The sequence below is a fragment of the Brevibacterium sp. S22 genome (assembly GCF_004745485.1).
Lineage (GTDB): Bacteria > Actinomycetota > Actinomycetes > Actinomycetales > Brevibacteriaceae > Brevibacterium.
Map to the genome: position 1 here is coordinate 98,853 of NZ_RHFG01000006.1, position 18,970 is coordinate 117,822.

Annotated in this window: 16 protein-coding genes; 9 read left to right on the forward strand and 7 right to left on the reverse strand. The window is 63.8% G+C overall.

The window, feature by feature from the left end; all coding sequences use genetic code 11:
* Window positions 1-75: 75 nt before the first annotated feature.
* Entirely contained in the window at window positions 76-936 is an 861-nt protein-coding gene (locus EB835_RS07855) for a type I 3-dehydroquinate dehydratase (RefSeq protein WP_135808913.1), read from the reverse strand.
* A gap of 55 nt (window positions 937-991) precedes the next feature.
* Here EB835_RS07855 and EB835_RS07860 point away from each other — a divergent pair, with 55 nt between their 5' ends.
* From EB835_RS07860 to EB835_RS07895, 8 genes are all read left to right on the forward strand, one after another.
* Entirely contained in the window at window positions 992-1,786 is a 795-nt protein-coding gene (locus EB835_RS07860; protein WP_168216663.1) for an alpha/beta fold hydrolase, read from the forward strand.
* Between the two features lie 339 nt (window positions 1,787-2,125).
* Window positions 2,126-3,547 (forward strand): quaternary amine ABC transporter ATP-binding protein, encoded by a 1,422-nt coding sequence (locus tag EB835_RS07865; RefSeq protein WP_135808915.1) that lies wholly within the window; start codon window positions 2,126-2,128, stop codon window positions 3,545-3,547.
* Window positions 3,547-4,413, forward strand: a complete 867-nt coding sequence (locus EB835_RS07870) for an ABC transporter permease (RefSeq protein ID WP_135808916.1) — start codon at window positions 3,547-3,549, stop codon at window positions 4,411-4,413. The genes EB835_RS07865 and EB835_RS07870 overlap by 1 nt, the downstream gene beginning before the upstream one ends.
* A gap of 38 nt (window positions 4,414-4,451) precedes the next feature.
* A complete protein-coding gene (locus tag EB835_RS07875) occupies window positions 4,452-5,450 on the forward strand; it encodes a glycine betaine ABC transporter substrate-binding protein (protein ID WP_135808917.1) in 999 nt (332 codons plus the stop codon).
* A gap of 171 nt (window positions 5,451-5,621) precedes the next feature.
* Entirely contained in the window at window positions 5,622-6,617 is a 996-nt protein-coding gene (locus EB835_RS07880) for a glycine betaine ABC transporter substrate-binding protein (RefSeq protein ID WP_135808918.1), read from the forward strand.
* Between the two features lie 207 nt (window positions 6,618-6,824).
* Entirely contained in the window at window positions 6,825-7,820 is a 996-nt protein-coding gene (locus EB835_RS07885; RefSeq protein WP_135808919.1) for a glycine betaine ABC transporter substrate-binding protein, read from the forward strand.
* A 300-nt stretch (window positions 7,821-8,120) separates the two neighbouring features.
* Window positions 8,121-9,143: a glycine betaine ABC transporter substrate-binding protein gene (locus EB835_RS07890; RefSeq protein WP_135808920.1), complete on the forward strand. Its 1,023-nt coding sequence runs from the start codon at window positions 8,121-8,123 to the stop codon at window positions 9,141-9,143.
* 135 nt (window positions 9,144-9,278) lie between these two features.
* Window positions 9,279-9,824, forward strand: a complete 546-nt coding sequence (locus EB835_RS07895) for a methylated-DNA--[protein]-cysteine S-methyltransferase (RefSeq protein ID WP_135808921.1) — start codon at window positions 9,279-9,281, stop codon at window positions 9,822-9,824.
* 30 nt (window positions 9,825-9,854) lie between these two features.
* Here EB835_RS07895 and EB835_RS07900 read toward each other — a convergent pair whose 3' ends face one another.
* The 4 genes from EB835_RS07900 to EB835_RS07915 form a co-directional block, all read right to left on the reverse strand.
* Window positions 9,855-11,189 carry a Dyp-type peroxidase gene (locus EB835_RS07900; RefSeq protein ID WP_135808922.1) on the reverse strand — a complete coding sequence of 445 codons (1,335 nt, stop codon included), beginning with the start codon at window positions 11,187-11,189 and terminating at the stop codon, window positions 9,855-9,857.
* Window positions 11,152-11,796 carry a copper chaperone PCu(A)C gene (locus EB835_RS07905; RefSeq protein WP_135808923.1) on the reverse strand — a complete coding sequence of 215 codons (645 nt, stop codon included), beginning with the start codon at window positions 11,794-11,796 and terminating at the stop codon, window positions 11,152-11,154. The genes EB835_RS07900 and EB835_RS07905 overlap by 38 nt, the downstream gene beginning before the upstream one ends.
* A 397-nt stretch (window positions 11,797-12,193) precedes the next feature.
* Window positions 12,194-12,898 carry a hypothetical protein gene (locus tag EB835_RS07910; RefSeq protein WP_135808924.1) on the reverse strand — a complete coding sequence of 235 codons (705 nt, stop codon included), beginning with the start codon at window positions 12,896-12,898 and terminating at the stop codon, window positions 12,194-12,196.
* A 67-nt stretch (window positions 12,899-12,965) separates the two neighbouring features.
* Window positions 12,966-13,475, reverse strand: coding sequence for a hypothetical protein (locus EB835_RS07915; RefSeq protein WP_135808925.1), 510 nt, complete (start codon window positions 13,473-13,475; stop codon window positions 12,966-12,968).
* A 268-nt stretch (window positions 13,476-13,743) separates the two neighbouring features.
* Between EB835_RS07915 and EB835_RS07920 the strand changes: the two genes are divergently transcribed.
* Window positions 13,744-15,426, forward strand: a complete 1,683-nt coding sequence (locus EB835_RS07920; protein WP_135808926.1) for an HNH endonuclease signature motif containing protein — start codon at window positions 13,744-13,746, stop codon at window positions 15,424-15,426.
* 212 nt (window positions 15,427-15,638) lie between these two features.
* On the opposite strand, the gene EB835_RS07925 is transcribed toward EB835_RS07920, so the two are convergent.
* Together EB835_RS07925 and EB835_RS07930 are read right to left on the reverse strand one after the other, a co-directional pair.
* Window positions 15,639-16,829 (reverse strand): N-acetylglucosamine-6-phosphate deacetylase, encoded by a 1,191-nt coding sequence (locus EB835_RS07925; protein WP_135808927.1) that lies wholly within the window; start codon window positions 16,827-16,829, stop codon window positions 15,639-15,641.
* A gap of 28 nt (window positions 16,830-16,857) precedes the next feature.
* Window positions 16,858-18,873, reverse strand: a complete 2,016-nt coding sequence (locus tag EB835_RS07930) for a S9 family peptidase (protein WP_135808928.1) — start codon at window positions 18,871-18,873, stop codon at window positions 16,858-16,860.
* Window positions 18,874-18,970: the final 97 nt, after the last annotated feature.

The window sequence follows — 18,970 nt, forward strand, 5'->3', positions numbered from 1 at the left end:
CTCTGACCTCCGCGAATGAAATGACCCGCGAAGCTCATGCTTCGCGGGTCATCTGTGTCTTCGCAGCGCTGCCGGTCAGCCGGTGACGCGGTCGAGGATCTCCGCGAGGACGACGGCGTCGATCTGTCCCGGGGCCGAACCCTGACCGATCTGGGCGAATGTGGCGCAGCTGCCGAAGTCGGCACCCATGATCCGGCTCGTCCGGCCCGATGGCCCCATCGAGATCCCGATAACCGGAATCTCCGACGAGGCGTCCGCCGCGGCCGTCGCCTCCAGGAGGCGGAGAACATCGGACGGCGCCTGCGGCATCATCGCCACTTTGGCCACGTCCGCGCCGGCTTCGCTCATCGCAGCGAACGTCGCGAGCAGACGTCCGACAGAGTCCGTGGCCTCGAAGTTGTGGTGTGAAGCGACGACGGGGACGCCCGCTTCCCGCGCCGAGGCGATGAGGGAGCGGGACTCCGACCGGTCGATCTCGACGTCGACGGCGACGGTAGCGCCCGACGCGCCGGTCTCGACGTCAGCCTCGGTGCCGTCGACGGCATCGGATCCGGTCGCTTCCGCGACCTCGATGTCAGCGACTCCGGCGATCAGCGCGCGCACCGCCTCGGCGTAGTCGTCTTCCGTGATCTCCACCTGCCCGCCTTCGAATCCGGTGCGCACGGTCAGCAGGATCGGCAGCCCTGGCCTCAGCGCATGGGGAAGCAGACGCAGGGCCGCCTCGGCGCGGGTGAGCGCAGAGCCCGGAAAGGCGGCGAACAGCGGATCGATGCGCCATTCGATGGCATCAACGATCCCCGTCGCAGCGGCTGCGGTGGACTCGGCGGTGAGCTCCTCGGTGTCGATGGCCTGTGTCGGCACGATGACGGCCGGCCGTCCTGGATTGCGTACGGCTGGCGATCCTGCGGCAGGATTGAGGAACGGCAATGGTTTCATGGGTCAAGCGTAGGCGGTGACGCGGCGCGCGGACAGGAGGACACGGGTGGAGACGATGCAGGTGGTCAGGATCAGCGCACGCGATGGCTTCCCGCTCGAGGTCCAGGTCAGCGGGCCGGAAGACGCTCCAGCACTGCTCCTGCTGCAGGGCCAGTCGAACTCTCATGAGTGGTGGGACGATCTGCGCGGGGACTTCGCATCGGACTTCCGCACGATCACTTTCGACTATCGCGGAACGGGCAGCAGCCGCGGCGAGCTCGGCGAACTGTCGACGGCGAGTTTCGCCGACGATGCCGCGGATGTGCTCGACCACCTCGGTGTGGATCGCGCCGCGGTCTACGGCACCTCCATGGGTGGGCGCATCACGCAGATGCTGGCGCTCAATCACCCCGAGCGGGTGAGCGCGATTGTCCTCGGATGCACGTCTCCGGGCGGGCCGAATGCAGTCAAGCGCCCGCGCGAGGTCGGTCAGAACCTGGCCAAGCTGCGCGGCGAGGAGCACACTCAGTACCTCTTCGACCTCTTCTACACCCCTGCATGGACGGTGTCAGCCGAGTACAGCAAGATGCTCGGCGATGACACGATGACGGCGGCCGAGTCATCCGCCCATCTGCGCATGAGTGCCAATCACAATGCGTGGGACCGGCTTCTTGAGATCAAAGCGCCGACCTTGATCATGCACGGCGATGCGGACCGGATGAATCCGGTCGGAAATTCCCGCATCCTCCACGATCGCATCCCCGGTTCTCAGCTGCTCATCCTGCCGGAGGGCCGGCACGGATTCTTCGAAGAGTTCGCCGAGGTGGTCATTCCGGCCGTGATCCGCTTCCTCGACGAATCGCTCGGCTGAGACGCTGAGGACAAGGACTCCTCCTGCATCAAAATCCCATATCCGGTAGCAAACCCATTAACGCCATATCTACATGACCCAACTGATGATTATAACAATCAAGTAACGTAAGAATACTTGTTTTCCCAGGTCAGAGCACCAGTCAAGAGTGCCACACCGGATACTCGGGATAAAATCTCTACCGAAGTTCCTGAATAAAACTACAATGGTGTCTCAGATATCCGTGTGCGGTGAGGCCTGCTCGCAATCGAACCATTGGGATCTGTGACCACCGACCCGTGCAGACGGGGGCGGGACCTCTCGTTCTTGCGGAGTGCCAAGAATGCAAGGAGGAAGCACATGAGCGTTGTCGTCAAGGCATCGCATGTCTACAAGGTCTTCGGCAAGCGGCCGAATGAAGTCATCAAACGCCTCGAAGAGGGCGCCGATCGCAAGGATCTCACCAAGTTGGGAACCGCTGCCGTGATCGATGCGAGCTTTGAGGTCGAAGAGGGCGAGATCTTCGTCGTCATGGGCCTGTCCGGCTCTGGAAAATCGACGCTGATCCGCACGCTCAACGGACTCTGGGCTCCGACGGCCGGCTCGGTCGAAGTGCTCGGCACCGACATCTCGAAGGCCGATGCATCAACGCTGCGGAAGGTTCGCGGCAAGCACGTGTCAATGGTGTTCCAGCACTTTGCTCTGCTGCCGCACCGCACGGTGCGCGAAAACGCTGCCTATTCCCTCGAGATCCAGGGCGTTCCGAAGAACGAACGCGCCGATAAAGCAGAGGAATGGCTCAAGACCGTGGGACTCGACGGCTGGGGCGACAAGTACCCGCAGCAGCTCTCGGGCGGTATGCAGCAGCGTGTCGGGCTGGCCCGTGCGCTTGCGGCAGAAACTGACATCCTGCTCATGGATGAAGCCTTCTCCGCCCTCGACCCGCTGATCCGTCGCGAGATGCAGGAACAGCTCGTCGAGCTCCAGTCGAAGCTGAACAAGACCATCATCTTCATCACCCACGATCTCAATGAGGCGATGTTCCTCGGCGACCGCATCGCAGTGATGCGCGATGGCCGCATCGTTCAGATCGGCACCTCCGAGGAGATCCTCACGCAGCCGGCCGATGACTATATCGCTGAGTTCGTCCAGGATGTCGACCGCACCCGCGTCCTCACGGCATCATCGATCATGCGTGAGACCAATGCCACGATCAGCATCGAGGCCGGCCCGCGACTGGCGATGCGCACTCTCGAGGACAGCAACTCTTCGGGCCTGCTCGTCCTCGACGAGAACCGCACCGTCGTCGGCATGGTCAGCGACCGCAATGTGGTCAAGGCCGCCCGCGAAGGTCAGCACACGATCGCCGACATCGTGGAGAAGACAGACCTGTTCACAGTGCGCCCCGAGACCCCGATCTCCGAACTCTTCGCACCGAGCTCGACGGCCAAGGTGCCGTTGACCGTCGTTGACGACAATCAGCGCCTGCTCGGCATCGTGCCCCGAGTGGCACTGCTCAATTCAATGGCCGATCCGGGGCCCGCGACAGGCGAGATCCCGCCAGTCAGAGAGGAGTCCGAGCCCGTGGTCGTCTCACCCGGTGCGGCTGAGGCCGACAGCGAGAACGGTGCCGCCTTCACGGAGGAGCAGGTGGCCCCGACGGAAGTCGCTGCGGCGACCAACGGTGCGAGCGCTGACGCGACTGCCGCTGAAGACGGATTCGGAGAGGACACCGGATCGCCTGTCCGAGGCGCCGATGACGTTGAAGGAGGTAAGCACTGATGGACTTCATGAATCCGCGTCTGCCGCTCGGTGATTGGGTCAATGACTTCCTCACCTGGTTCACTTCGGCCTTCCAGTGGCTGCTCGACTTCATCAACCTCGTCCTGGGCGGTCTCTACGACGTCCTCTACCTGGTCTTCTCGTCGCCGATCTACCTCGTCATGATCGTCATCTTGGCCGCGATCGCCTTCTTTGCCGCCGGCTGGAAGGTCGCAGTATTCACTCTCATCGGGTTCTACTTCGTGCGAGCTCTCGACCAGTGGGACAACACGATGTCGACACTGGCCCTGGTCCTCGTCGCCGTCATCGTCGCGCTGATCATCGCCATTCCGCTCGGAATCCTCGCCGCCAAGGTGAGTTGGGTGTCGACGGTCGTCAAGCCGATCCTCGACTTCATGCAGTCGATGCCTGCTCTGGCATACCTGGTGCCTGCGATCCTCATGTTCGGCATCGGTCAGACTCCCGGTGCGATCGCGACGATCATCTTCGCTCTGCCCCCCGGCGTGCGACTGACTGAGCTCGCCATCCGCCAGGTGAACACCGAGGTCGTCGAGGCCGGCCAAGCCTTCGGCGCCAGCTCCGGACACATCCTGTCGAAGATCCAGATCCCCCTGGCCATGCCGACCATCATGGCGGGCATCAACCAGGTCATCATGCTTGCGCTGTCGATGGTCGTCCTCGCAGGTATGGTCGGTGCCGGCGGACTCGGTGGTGCCGTCGTCGGCGGCATCAGCTCCCTCGATGTCCCCCTGGCTGTTGAGGCCGGCCTGGCCGTCGTCGTGGTAGCGATCTTCCTTGACCGAGTCACAGCTGCTCTGGGCAAGAAGACGCCGATCGAACGGGCCCACAAGGCCGCAGCCGCCTGATCCGAAACCTAACCATCCGAGTACCAAAGGAGAGTCAGATGAAAAAGACAACCTTGACCAAGCTGGGAGGCATCCTCGCAGCCAGTGCGCTGGCCCTTTCGGCTTGTGGAGCGTCGAACTCCGGCGGCGGTTCTGCCGGTGGCGACGAAGACGCGAGCGCTGGAGGCAAGGACTGGTCTTCATGCAAGCCCGGTGAAGGCTCGGAGGACGTCGCCGACACCGAGGACGACGAGAAGAAGGTCTCTCTCGGCATCTTCAACGGCTGGGACGAGTCCTACGCCACCGTCTACCTCATCAAGAATGTCCTCGAAGAGGACGGCTACGAGGTCGAAACCAAGGAACTCGACGCCGGACCGATGTTCACCGGTGTGGCCAAGGGAGATATCGACTTCTTCACCGACGGTTGGCTGCCGCTGACCCACGAGAGCTACATCGAGCAGTACGGTGACCAGCTCGTCGATCACGGCTGCTGGTACGACAATGCGAAGCTGACCATCGCCGTCAACGAGGATTCACCGGCCAAGACCATCGGCGACCTCAAGGACATGGGCGACGAGTACAACAACACGCTGTACGGAATCGACGCAGGCGCTGGTCTGACGAAGACGACGAAGGAAAAGGCGATCCCCGACTACGAGCTCGACAACCTCGAGTTCAAGATCTCCTCGACCCCAGCGATGCTCGCTCAGCTGCAGAAGTCGACTGATGCAGATGAGAATGTTGCAGTGACGCTGTGGCGCCCGCACTGGGCCTACGATGCCTTCCCGGTCCGCGACCTTGAGGACCCGAAGGGTGCAATGGGCGAGGCCGAGCGCATCTTCAGCTTCTCCGGCAAGGACGCAGCTGAAGAGCACCCCTACGTCTCCCAGCTGCTGCAGAACCTCGTCCTCGACGACGATCACCTCGCCAGCCTGGAAAACCTCATGTTCTCCGACGATAACTACGGCGGCGATGACCATGAGAAGGCCGTCGCCGAATGGCTGGAGGACAACCCGGACTTCGTCGACCAGTGGAAGAAGGGCGAACTCGCCGAGTAGTCCGCTGACGCATAACACCAGCCGCCAGAGATCGCTCGCCACTGAGTGAAATCGCAATAGCGGCCGGACACGGACGGGGCAGGTTCACAAGCTCATGAGTTTGCGATCCTGCCCCGCTTCCATGCGACGACAGCGCGAGAAATACGATCACATCTGAATAGAGGAAACATCATGATATCGACACGCAGCACCCGTATCGGCGCGATCCTCGCCTGCGCTGCTCTTGCCCTCTCGGCCTGCGGGGCATCGAACTCCGGCGGAGGAGACAACGAAGACGCTCAGGGCAGTGGTGACAAGGACTGGTCGAACTGCACCCCGGGTGAAGGATCGGAGGATGCCACCGAGGTGGCTGATGACGACAAGGACGTCTCCTTCGTCATGTTCAACGGCTGGGACGAGTCCTACGCCACCACCTACCTCATCAAGAACGTGCTCGAAGAGGACGGATATACGGTGGAGACGCAAGAACTCGATGCCGGTCCCGCATACACCGGGCTGACCAAAGGCGACGTCGACTTCGTCACTGACACCTGGCTGCCGCTGACTCACGCGAGCTACCTCGAGCAGTTCGGTGACAAGATGGTCGATCACGGCTGCTGGTACGACAATGCGAAGCTGACCATCGCCGTCAACGAGGATTCACCGGCCAAGACCATCGGCGACCTCAAGGACATGGGCGACGAGTACAACAACATTCTCTACGGCATCGAAGCCGGTGCCGGTCTGACGAAGACGACCAAAGAGGCGGCAATTCCCGACTACGAGCTTGATGATCTCGACTACAAGATCTCCTCGACCCCGGCGATGCTCGCCCAGCTGAATAAGTCGACCGCGGCCGACGAGAACGTTGCAGTGACCCTGTGGCGCCCGCACTGGGCCTACGATGCCTTCCCGGTCCGCGACCTTGAGGACCCGAAGGGTGCGATGGGTGACGCCGAAGGCGTGTACAGCTTCTCGGGACTCGATGCAGCGGATGAACACCCCTACGTCTCCCAGCTGCTGCAGAACCTCGTCCTCGACGACGATCACCTCGCCAGCCTGGAAAACCTCATGTTCTCTGAAGACCACTACGGCGGCAACGACCATGAGAAGGCCGTCGCCGAATGGCTTGAGGACAACCCGGACTTCGTCGACCAGTGGAAGAAGGGCGAACTCGCCGAGTCCTGATGATGGCCTTGGTGCTCATCGGCTCTGAGCCGATGAGCACAGGGGACCGCCTCGGCGGACGGAGCAACAGAGAATGATGAGGGAGGCTGTGCAGCGACCTTAGGTCTGCAGCACAGCCTCCCTCGTCTTCTCACGAAGAATCAACTACCGATCTCCGGTCGCGGCCAAGAGAGCGAACCGGGGAACACACCACGGAAGAGGAATCTCATGAAACGCTCATCAACGTTGAAGTTCGGCGCTGCGATCGCTGCAGTTCTGCTGACGCTGTCGGCCTGCGGGGCAAGCAACAGCGGCGGTTCCGGAAGCGATGACGATACTGCTGCGGGAGACAGGGACTGGACTGACTGCAGACCCGGGTCGGAATCCGGCGACCTCGACTCCTTGGAACCCGATGATGACAAGACGGTGAACTTCGCGGTCTTCAACGGGTGGGATGAGACCTACGCGAGCGTCTACGTCCTCAAGAGTCTTCTCGAAAGAGACGGCTACACCATCAACATCAAAGAGTTGGAAGCGGGGCCCGCCTATCAGGCAGTGGCCAAAGGCGACATCGACTTCCATACGGACATGATGATGCCGACGACTCATGCTTCTTACTTCGACCAGGTCAAGGACGACATCGACGTCCAGGGCTGCTGGTACGGCGCGGCGCAGAACACCATCGCCGTCAACGAGGATTCCCCAGCCAAGTCGATCGCCGACCTCAAGGACATGGCTGACGACTACGACAACACGCTCTACGGTATCGAAGCTGGGGCCGGGCTGACCAAGGCAACCAAGGAAAAGGTCATCCCCGACTACGGGCTCGAATCCCTCGAATACAAGATCTCGTCCACTCCGGCGATGCTCGCGCAAGTGAAGAAGTCGACGGATGCGGGAGACAACATCGCGGTGACGCTCTGGCATCCGCACTGGGCTTACAGCAAGTTCCCCATGCGCGATCTCGAGGACCCCGAGAACTCCCTCGGGGAGAAAGAGATTCTCTACAACGTCGGCAACAAGGAGTCTGTCGAGAAGTTCCCATTCGTCTCGCAGGCGGTGAAGAATCTTGCTATGTCCGAAGACGCCCTGGCCGACCTCGAGGCACTCATGTTCTCCGAGGACGAATACAACGGTGAGAACCCTGAGAAAGCCGTAGCGGAATGGCTCGATGACAATCCTGATTTCGTCGATGACTTCCGAACCGGAAAGCTTGAAGGCTGAGCTCCACGCTGCGGTCGGTCTGAACGATTCTCCGTGAGGTCGGTCTCTCCGTGGAAGCGACTTTCCACTCTCATCGGACAACAGGGGCGGAGGCCGGAGCATGGGCCTCCGTCCCCGCATTCTTTGGTCTGCACCCGCCGCACCCCACCCCATGCAACGCGGGGACTTTCTACGATTCTCGTCGACCCCTTGTCAGTTTGTGATCACAAAAGTTACACTGGTGAAGAGCGGCTCTGCCGAGCATGTTGCGTTGCTCGAGACGGCACCGATCGACAGGTAGCTTCAACGAAGAGGACAACTGTGAAGACTCGAAATCTCGCTTCATTCGTCAGCTCATTGGCGGCAGCGGCGTTGGTGCTCTCGGCCTGCGGAGCGTCGAACTCCAGCGGAGGCGACGGAGGTGACGCGGAGGCCGGTCAGTCGGTCGACAAGGACTGGTCCGACTGCACACCGGGCGCGGAATCCGCCGATGCCGCCGATGCCGCCGATGCCGCCGATATCGGCGCCGACGATGACAAGAACATCACGATGGCCGTGTTCAACGGCTGGGATGAAACCTACGCCACGGTCTATCTGCTCAAGAATGTCCTGGAGCAGGACGGATATACGGTCGAAGTGCCCGAACTCGAAGCAGGACCGGCTTATCAGGCGCTGGCCCGAGGCGACGTCGACTTCATCACCGACGCGTGGCTGCCGCTGACGCACTCGAGCTACATCGACAAGGTCGGCGACAAGATGTCCCCTCAGGGCTGCTGGTATGACACGGCGCGCAACACGATCGCAGTGAATGAGGATTCTCCAGCGAAGTCGATCGAAGACCTCAAGGAGATGGGCGACGAATACGACAACACCATCGTCGGAATCGAAGCCGGTGCAGGGCTGACGAAGGCCGTCAAGGAGCAGGTCATTCCCGACTACGGACTCGGCAGCTATACCCATAAGATCTCCTCGACCGCGGCGATGCTGGCCGCCCTCAAGAAGGCCACTGACGGCGGGGAGAACATCGCGGTCACCCTCTGGCGTCCGCACTGGGCTTATGATGCCTTCCCCGTCCGCGACCTCGAGGACCCGAAGAAGGCGCTCGGTGAGAACGAGGTCATCTACAACTTCGGCAACAACGATTCGATCGAGGAGTACCCCTATGTCGGGCAGATCCTCAAGAACTTCGTCTTCCCCGACGAGGATCTCGCAAGTCTCGAGAACATCATGTTCTCCGAGGAGCACTACGGTGGCGAGAACTACGACGAGGCCGTCGCAGAGTGGTTGAAGGACAACCCCGACTTCGCCGACGAACTGCGTCAGGGAGAACTCGCTGAGAAATAGGAGCACACTGATGCTCCGCTCTCCGCTGCTCAATCCGAAGCGGGAACGAGACGCCTGCGGCCCGGTCGATTCGTCGACCGGGCCGCTTTCGTAGGCTAGCGTGGTGCCAACAGACTCGGCAGACGGAGGACGGACATGATGACGTCGGCTGCGATCGACACCCCGGTCGGTCCTCTGAACGTGACGAGCGATGGCCAAGCGATCGTCCGCCTCGAATGGGTTTCCCCTGCCGAAGCGGCCATAGGCTCTGGCCCCTCCCTCGAGATCCGGCAGCACCGCGGCGAGGAGGCCGAACCCGACGACGGCGATCCGATCCTCACCGAAGCGCTTGCACAGCTGCGCGCGTACTTCGACGGCCGCCTCGGCGATTTCGATCTTCCGGTCGATTTCGGTCGGATCTCCGATGTCGCTCGGACTGTCCTCACGGCTCTCGCCGGAGAGGTTCCGACAGGGACCACGATCACCTACGGCGAACTGGCCGACCGCAGCGGAACGGGGGTTCCGGCCCGCGCGATCGGCGGAATCATGGGTCTCAACCCGATTCCGATCATCGTCGCCTGCCACCGGGTGGTCGCAGGCGACGGCCTCGGCGGGTATTCCGGGGGACTGCCCGGACACGAACTCGAGACGAAGCGTCGGCTGCTCGAATGGGAGAACGCGCTGCCGCAGCCGCTGTTCTGAACAGCTACGAGGCGGCCCGCCCGGCCCCTCTCACCCCTCGAACAGCTCCTGCCCGACAAACCCGTCCTCGGTCGCTCCGGGCGGGATCGCCCACACGGTCGACCCGATCGGGGTGGTCCATTCGTTGAGCAGGTCCACCTCGGCGAGGCGGCGCTGGATCGGCAGGAACTGCCGCTCGATATCCGCCTGGAAGGACGCGAACAGCAGACCCGAATCCCCTCCCGCGCCGGTCTCATAGTTGAACGTGCGCCGATGGATCTGTACCTCCGGGCCCAGCCCGTCACGGGCCCGAGCGATATGTGCGACCTTCGAGATCTTCGTCAGCCCGCGCTCATCGACGGCGGTGAAATCCGGGACATCGAACTCGTCCTCACCCGACAGCGGTGCCCCGGTGTCCATGGTCCGCCCGACCGAGAACTCCCGTGCCGGACGGTCGGCGTGGTCCCAGGTGTCGAGGTTCATCGCGATATCGCGCAGAACGAGCGTCGTTCCCCCGCGCATCCACGACGGCAGATGTGCGCCGAGGTCGGCAGGCGGCGCCCCGCGTGCGGAGAAGACCGGGTCGGCGGTCTCGGTGCCCCGCCCCCAGATGATCCGCGCGAAGTCCTCGGACCCCGGCCCCGGATTCGCCGTGCCGTCGAGCTGACCGAAGAGGTTCCTTTGGGTCTTCCCCTCCCCCGTGCTGCCGTAGGCGCGTCGGAATCCGTCGCGCTGCCAGGCCACCTCGGCGAACGAGCGCGAGTCCTTGAACAGCATGCGCCGGGCGTGTGCCAAGGTCAGCGGATCATCGCCGCAGATCTGCAGGAGCAGGTCACCTCTGCATCGGTCCTTATCGAGGCGATCGATCGAGAACGCCTCCAAGGGCTTCAGCCAGTCAGGGACGTGCTTCTTACCGGCCAGCGCCACCAGATTCGATCCGAATCCGAAGGTCACCGTCAACCGGGCAGGGTCGACGGCGAGCTCGGATTCGGAATCGGCCAATGGCGCCTGCCCCTGGGTCAGCGCGGCCGCATCGGCGGTGAGCAGCCGCAGCCAGCGCACCGCCTCGGCGACCTTGATCCCGGGCTTGAGCGTGAACGCGATGAAGTGCGCATAGGCCTGCGCCGGGGTCTCGACCCCGGATTGGCGAGTGCCGTAGAACGGCTCGGTCTGCGGCCCGTTCGCCCCGTCCAGATCTCGCCGAGGCTGCCCGCCCTCGCGGGCTGCTGTAGCTTCAGAGCCGGGGCCACGGCCGAGTGCGAACCCGGCCGTGGCGCCGACGATTCCTGCACCGCCGGCGGCCGCCGAGGTCAGGAGACCTCGGCGGCTGAAGCCGGCGCGACTGGGCTCAGTGGTCACCGTGGTCTCCGTGATCGGAGTCCTCATGATCTTCGTGCTCGCCGTGGTCGTCATGCTCTGCGTGGTCGTCGCTGGAGCCTTCGGCTTCACCGGGCGCGTAGTCTTCCTGCGCTCCGGAGTACTCCTTGGCCACGGCCGTGACCTCGACGGTCTCGTCGTCGGCGGTGACGAGGTCGAGGCTGATCTTCTCGCCCGGCTTGATGGCCTTCTCCAGACCCATGATCATGATGTGATCGCCTCCGGGCTCGAAGTGGAGGCTCTCACCGGCCGGGATGGTGAAGCCGCCCTCCTTCTCCTGCATCGACATTCCGCCCGAACCGTCGCCTTCGGTTTCGTGGAGTTCGACCATCTTCGCGTCCGCGTACTTCGCTTCGACGAGGTTGATGTCGTGGTCGGTGTTGTTATGGAGTTCCCCGAAGACTGCGGTCATCCCGTCGTCGGCGGCCTTGACCCAGGCGCCCTCGAGGCTGAGCGCCTCGGCGTCGACTCGGCTTTCCGAGGAATCCGCCGAGGCGGAGCTGTCGCCTTCTGTCTGAGCTGATCCGGCGGCCTTGCTGTCGTCTTGACCGCAGCCTGCCAGGCCGATGGTGACGGCGATGGGCAGGGCGAGGGCCAGAGTGATGTTCTTTCGCATGATGTCTGTACTTTCGTGTCCAGGTGCAGTCGAGCATGCGCCGGTGCGCGCGACTCTGTGCACAGATGGCGCGGGCGGTCCCACGGGGTACCTGCCGTCAGACTGCGCGGGCGGTCCCACGGGGTACCTGCCGTCAGACTGCGCGGGCGGTCCCGCGAGGTACCTGTCGTCAGACTGCGCCGGCGTGCGGCCGCAGCGCATTCGCGTGCCCATACGCGGGGAGCCGGCAAGTGCACTGACGCGCAGGGCACGCGCTGTTCTGTGCGCACCAGTGTGCGCGGACGTGTTCGACTGTCACCGATGGTCGGTGCGCCGCCGTTGATTCGGCGGTCGCCCGAAGATGGATGGTCACCCGGAGTTCGGGTGTGAGTCGGCGGTGCAACCGCCGAGTGAGGTATCAGACCAGCGCGGGTGGTCCGCGACGATAGTTCGGACCGACCACCGCCGAGGTGACCGGCTGCGGCAGCCGGAACTGAGCGCAGACCTTACGGAACGGTTCGTCGGCCAGGACTCCGGCCGCCTCGGCGAGGGCACGCAGTGCGCCGATCACCGGGCCCAGGGCCAGCTGCAGAATGCTGAGGACGATGTCCTCACCGCGTTTGAGGATCACAGCGGTGATGAGGACGGCGGCGAGGTGGGCGACGATCATCCCCGCCGAGGTGGCGCCGTGGTTCGCGTGTCCGAGCGCGGATGCGGCCGGACCGAGATCAAGAGAGCCCGAGGCCGGGACGATGTGTCCGGCGTGGGGGTCGAGGGCTGCCTCGGCGGAGGTGGACCCGGCAACGGGGATGCTTGCGGCTCCGGCCTGCCCGGCCCCGGCTTGGGCGGTTCCGGCGTAGGAGCCCGCATGGGCGAGGGTGTGTGCGGACCAGCTCATCGTCAGGTGCATGAGCACCTGCCCGAGACCGAGCAGTCCGGTCAGAGTGAGATAGCCCAGGCGCCTGCCGGCAAAGATCATCGCCGCCCACAGGACGAAGACGAAGACGACTGCGGTGCCCGGAATCGAGGCTCCGCCACCGGCCCCGAGATGCATCACCAGGGCGAGGAGAGTCGTGAAAAGGGCGGCGAAGAGTGCACGCACGGACTTCGTCCATCCGGTCATGGGCCCTCCTCTCAGCTCGCACCCACATTCTACTCAATGTAGAAACATTTCGGGAAGGCGGCTGCGCTCACATCCGAAGCCAGGTGTCGGCGGTCTTCTTGACCATGGCTCCCGCGTTCGCAGCGACATCACCCCAGGTGACGAGCTCGCCGTCGGGGTCAGTGGTGGAGTCGGCGAGGATGATGACGTCGAAGTTGCATACGAGGGCCGCCATCGCCGAGGCGTAGACGGCTCCGGGCGCGCCCACCGAGGGAGCGCTGTCGTCGGCGGCCGCGGTTGTGGCATCCGCGCCGGCGATGATGACCCGGTCGACGGACAGGTCGTGCAGACCGGCGGCGAGATCGTCGATGCCCTCGAAAACATCGGGGATCTCGGACCGGAGCACGAGGTCTTCTTCGTCGGGAACGAAGATGCTCAGTTCCTCGTCCGGGGTATCGACGAGCTCGTCCTTCGTCGAGACGAAGATGAGTACGCCCCCGACAGCGCGGGTGCGGGTGACGATATCGCCCAGGGTTTCCATGGCGTCGTCGCTGGGGTAGCTGGCGTCGTCGGTGTCTATGAGGAGCAGGGCATCCATACCCCCATCGTGCCACGTCGGGCCTCTGCATTCGAGGCCGGAGGCGACGGCAGAGCCAGCAGGGGCCGAGCAGGCGGCGGGCCGCGCCAGCCATCCCCCGGCGGTGGGCCCAACCGCATAGGAGCAACATGTCTTGCTATTACGTCCGAACATTTGGGAATACGATATTTGTGTTCGAAATTCTTTTCGAGCATCTATAGACTTTTGTGGACTATGCAAGTAGACTGGATCTCAACAACAACGATGTTGGTGAACGGAAATCATCCCCATGACCCTCACTCCCGAACGCAGCTCCGATCATTCCGATCGGAACGTCGACAACTCCCCTCAGACCAGCGGTCACCCCCTGCTGGCCGACGAGGAGTGGGCAGATCTCAGCCGCTTCGCTCCCGAGGTCACCTCTGCCATCACCCAGCTGATGAGCCTCAAGGATCAGCTGCGCACCTTCGACCGGCCCATGGGACCGGACCAGGCCATCATGCTCGCCGACGGGGTCGAGGCGATCACACGCATCAATGATGCTCTGTCGACTCTTGCACTCTCCGTCTGCGAACGCGTCGGCACACCCAGCGACTTCGGCGCCAAGTCGACGAAGTCGCTCATCGAGAACCGATTCAACCTCACCGGCGCGGAGGCCAATCGCCGGACCGAGATGGCCAAGAACCTCGGTGGACGCGTCGACATGTCCGGACAGGCACTGCCACCTCTCTACCCGATCGTCGCGGATGCGCTCCATGCCGGCACCATCTCAGCCGCTCAGGCATCCGTCATCGAAGACTGCATGCGGAAGCTTCCCTCCTGGATCAGTCAGGCGATCCGCAATGATGTCGAGTCGCGTCTGGTAAACAACGCACCCAAGGTCCGCCTCAAGGACCTACGGGAGATCTTCGGCAAGCTCATGGGATACATCGACCCGGACGGCGAGGAGCCGAAGGACTCGGCTGACCGTGCTGCGTACTGCATGTCCATGCGCGCCAAGGCCAATGGTGATTGGGAGCTGCGGGGACTGCTCGACCCTGTCACCGGCGGCACCCTCAACGGACTGCTGACCTCTCGGATCCAATCCGCGAATGAGGGCGACAAGACTGATGCCGGTGAAAACTCCTCTGGCTCAGCGACTGCCGCGACGACCGCCGGGAACCCCACTTGTGGGACAGAGAACTTCGAACCTGAGGGCACGGCCGCACCGCTTCCGGACGAAGAGCTGTTCGAGATCGTCGACGCGGTGCTCTCCGGCGAGCGGTATGACGCGAAACGCGTTCCGGAGCCGAACCTCAGCACAGCTCGCACGGCCGCGGACCTGTCCGCCGTTCCCGGTGTCGGCATCCACACGGACGGCGGACTCGTCGACGTCAGCGCCGAGCAGCCTTCGGCCCGGGAATGGATCTATGAACGTTTCGCCGGCCTGGTCTCCACGATCGACAAGCAGCGGACGACCGCGGGAGCGCCATACGCTCTCGTCGTCACCGCCAAGGCCGAGGATCTGGCCAACGGCACGGGACACGGCACCACGGGAGCCGACAATCCCATCCCCATCAAGGAACTCATGACCGACGGCCTCAACGGCTCGGTGTTCTTCCACCTCATGACGGACAAGGCCAAGACCATGCAGGTGGCTACCGAACAGCGCTTCGCCAACCGGAAGCAGCTGGCAGTCATCACCGCTCGCGATCGAGGGTGCACCTTCCCAGGCTGTGATGCCCCTCCCGGCTGGTGCGACGCCAACCACGTGTACCCTTGGGCACGCGGCGGCAAGACCGAGGTCAACAATCTCGCACTGCTCTGCAGCTATCACCACCACCTGCTCGATCGTTCCGATTGGGACACCAAGATGCTTCTCGACGGACGACCTGCCTATATCCCACCCGCGGCAAAAGACCCCGCGCTCACGCCGATCCTCCACGCCCGCTTCGTCGCGGATGACATCGTCGACTCCCTGTTCGATGAATAGCTCCTCCCGCTCTCAGGGGACAACTGTGCCTACTTTCCGGGCAGAGACGAGCAGTGCCGCTTTTCAGCATGAACTCATCCGGCCGCCGTCCGGGATCGGTCTCGTCCAGCCACTCGGAATCGGTCGTGTTCAGCCGACGTCCGGGATCGGTCGTATACAGCCAGCCATCCGGTCTTTGCTGTGTTCAGCCAGCCGTCCTGGAACGGTCGTATTCAGCCAGCCGTCCGCGAGCCTCGGATACTCATATCGTCGTCGAGCAGCAGGAGGTCAGCAGGCATGCCGACCTCCAGCAGGCTGTTCGCATCACTACCGCCGACTGCCTGCAATGGAACGAGGCCCGCGGCCTGCACAGCATCAAACGGGCTGAGCCCCACCTCGGCGACGGCCCGCTTCACAGCCTCGTCCATCGTCAACGTCGACCCGGCGATGGCACCGGGAGAGCCGTCCGAGGTGACCAGGCGAGCCACCGAATCCTTGACCTCGACCGGGAGCGCACCGAGATGATAGTTTCCGTCGTGCAAACCGGTTGCCGCCATGGCATCAGTGATGAGCGCGAGGCGTCCGGGCACGAGGTCGTGCAGCATGCGTGCGACCGGGGCGACGACGTGGACGCCGTCATTGATGAGTTCGACGGTGACATGCGCAGCCTCGGCAGCGGCGAGAACCGGTCCCGGAGTACGGTGGTGGATGCCGGGCATCGCATTGAACGCGTGGGTGAGGATGCTCGCCCCGGCGTCGAAAGCCGCCGCGGTCAGCTCGAAGTCGGCGGCGGTGTGGCCGACTGCCACACGCACCCCGGCCGCAGTCAACCGAGCGATCGCGTCGAGGGCTCCGGGCAGTTCGGGAGCGATGGTGATCTGCGCGAGCGTTCCATCAGCCGCCTCCAGAATCGCCTCCACCGCCTCGGGAGTCGGCGACGTGAGAACCTCAGGCGCATGCGCACCCTTGAAGTCCGGGGACAGGAACGGACCTTCGGCATGCAAACCCATGACCATGGCCCGATCCCGGACGAGTCCGGCCCCGACACGCAGGGACCGGCACAGCCCGTCGATCGTGTCCGAGACGTACGACAGAGCGAGCCGGCCGGTTCCGTGAGCGCGATGCACCCCGAGGATCGCATCGATCTCCTCGGCTCCGCCCTCGGCACTCGCGCCGCCCGCACCATGACAGTGGATGTCGACGAACGCGGCAGCCACGAATCCGCCGGCCGCGTCGATGACGTCGCCCCTCGCCGAGTCGGCCCTGTCCTTCCAGCCGTCTCCGCGGCCTCGTGCGATGACCGTTCCTCCGGTGATCGCAATCCACGTGTCGGCAGTCTCCTCGGAGAAGTTCGCCCGGTCACCGTCGAGGATGCACGCATTGTGGATGACCGCCTCGGCGGGGATCTGTGCGGTCTGTGTCATCGGGGTCTTTCCATCGTTCAGCCCTCGCTCACCCGAGGGTGCGGACTCGGTTCGCGTCGATGCCGAGCACATGTGTGTCGAGGAACGCGAGCACGGTGCGATACCAGACTTCGGCATTGCCGCGCCCGAGGATCCAATGCCCCTCGTCCGGGTAATAGAGGAATCGATGCTGCGTATCACCGTCGGCATCGAGCGGAGTCTTCGCCTGAGTGAGCAGGTCCAGCCACAGCTCCTGCCCCTGCCCGATCGGCACCCGGTAGTCTTTGTCGCCGTGGATGACGAGCATCGGCACCTCGATGTCGCCGGCGAAGAGGTGCGGCGAATACTGCGCCGACTGCTCCCGCATCGCTGCATCCCAAGACGAATTGTCCGTCGTCCGCCCCATCGACGTGGTGTTCCACAGTGAGGCATGGGTGACGATGCATCTGAATTCGCTGCCGGTGTGTCCGGCCACCCAGTTGGCCATGTACCCACCGTAGGACCCGCCGGCCAGGGCGATGCGTTCGGCGTCGATGTCTTCCCGCGCCCCTGCCGCCTCGGTCAGCGTCATGATGTCGGTGAAGGGAGTGCCGCCGAGCTGCTGCTGACCGCGGTCGATCATCGCCTGACCATATCCGGTGGAGATCGCCGGATCCGGCAGCAGAACCGCATAGCCGGCAGCCGCGAAGGGCCCCGGATTCCACCTGAAGGTCCACGCATTCCACGATCCCCACGGTCCGCCATGGGCGAAGACGACGAGGGGATGCGGCCCTTCTCCTTCCGGCAGGACCAGCCACGCACGGATCGGCGTGCCGTCCTCGGCACGGACCTCCACCTCGGTGAGGGTGCCTTCTTCGTCGAGCACCGTCGCTGGGTTCGCGAGCTCGCTGATCACCCCGGTGTCGAGGTCGACGGAGATCGGCAGTGGTGCGACATCGATCGCCGAGGCGGTCGCCACGACCGTGTCTTCGCGCAGAGCCAGCCCCGAGAACGAATACTTCTGATCAACTCCCCCGACGAGCCGCCGCGGCTGGGCATCATTGATATCGCCGATGAAGATGCTGCCGCGTCCGTGGTCATCGGCGGTGGCCACGATCGTCGAATCGTCCACCCAGATCGGGGAGAACCAGAAGTCAGCGTCCGGCCACACAGGCTCGACCTCGGCGGTCTCGAGGTCGAGGACCATGAGCTGCATGGCGAGATTCGACTGTGGAGTCCACGACTGTTCGCGGGTGACCAGGGCTTTCGTTCCGTCGGGGCTGATGGCATCGATGCTGAAGTCGTGATCGGCGGCCGGTTTCGTCAGTCGGCGCAGTTCGGGTTCCCCGTCGAGGTCCACACGCCAGATCTCACTGGCTTCGAGCTGACCGGGGATCGGCTTCTCGAGCTGGACGAGGACGAAGCGGGCCTCATCGTCGACGGCCCAATCGACGAGTCGCCCCGAGGGCAGAGACAGGTAGCGGAAGTCCAGGCCCGCCGGGACACTGAGCTCGTCACTGACTTCGGGAAAGTCGGTGGCCGACTCATCGAGGGTGGCCACGGCCAGGGTCTGTCGGCCCGGCCCCAGATCGTGGTCCCAGCGGCGCACCGGAAACCCGGTGTGGAGGATTCCGCTGACCTTCGCGTCACTGCGTTCGGTGCTGAATTCCTGATGGTCGTTCTCGTCCGCGGCCCACGTGTGGACAGGGAATTCGACGATGATGGTCTCGCCCTTGATCTCGATGCGGGAGAAACCGCCGTCGTGATCGGCGAGTTTGCGGGCTTCTCCGTTGTCCGGCAGCGCCCACAGGCTCGGGCTCTCGGCTTCTTTTCCGTCCTCGCCCTTGCGTTTGGAGGCGAAGACGACCGTGCCGTTCTCACTCAGCGCGGCCGGCCCCACGGACTGGTCACCGCGAGTGATGCGTCGCGGCGTCTCTCCGCTGATATCGGCGAGGTGGCTGAGGGAGGAAGTGCCCTCGGAGTTGAGGAACGAGTACTGGGCGATGACGCGGCCACTCTGATTCGTCAGGAGTCCTTGCAGGCGGCGGGCGTCGAGGAGTCGGGTCACTGCGTCCTGGGTCGTCATCTTCCCATCCTAGATCCCAAAGGAGATTCCGGGGCGTTTCCCGGAGGGATTGCAATGGGGCTTGAGGTCCGGGGCAAAACCCCGAACGGTCCAAGAT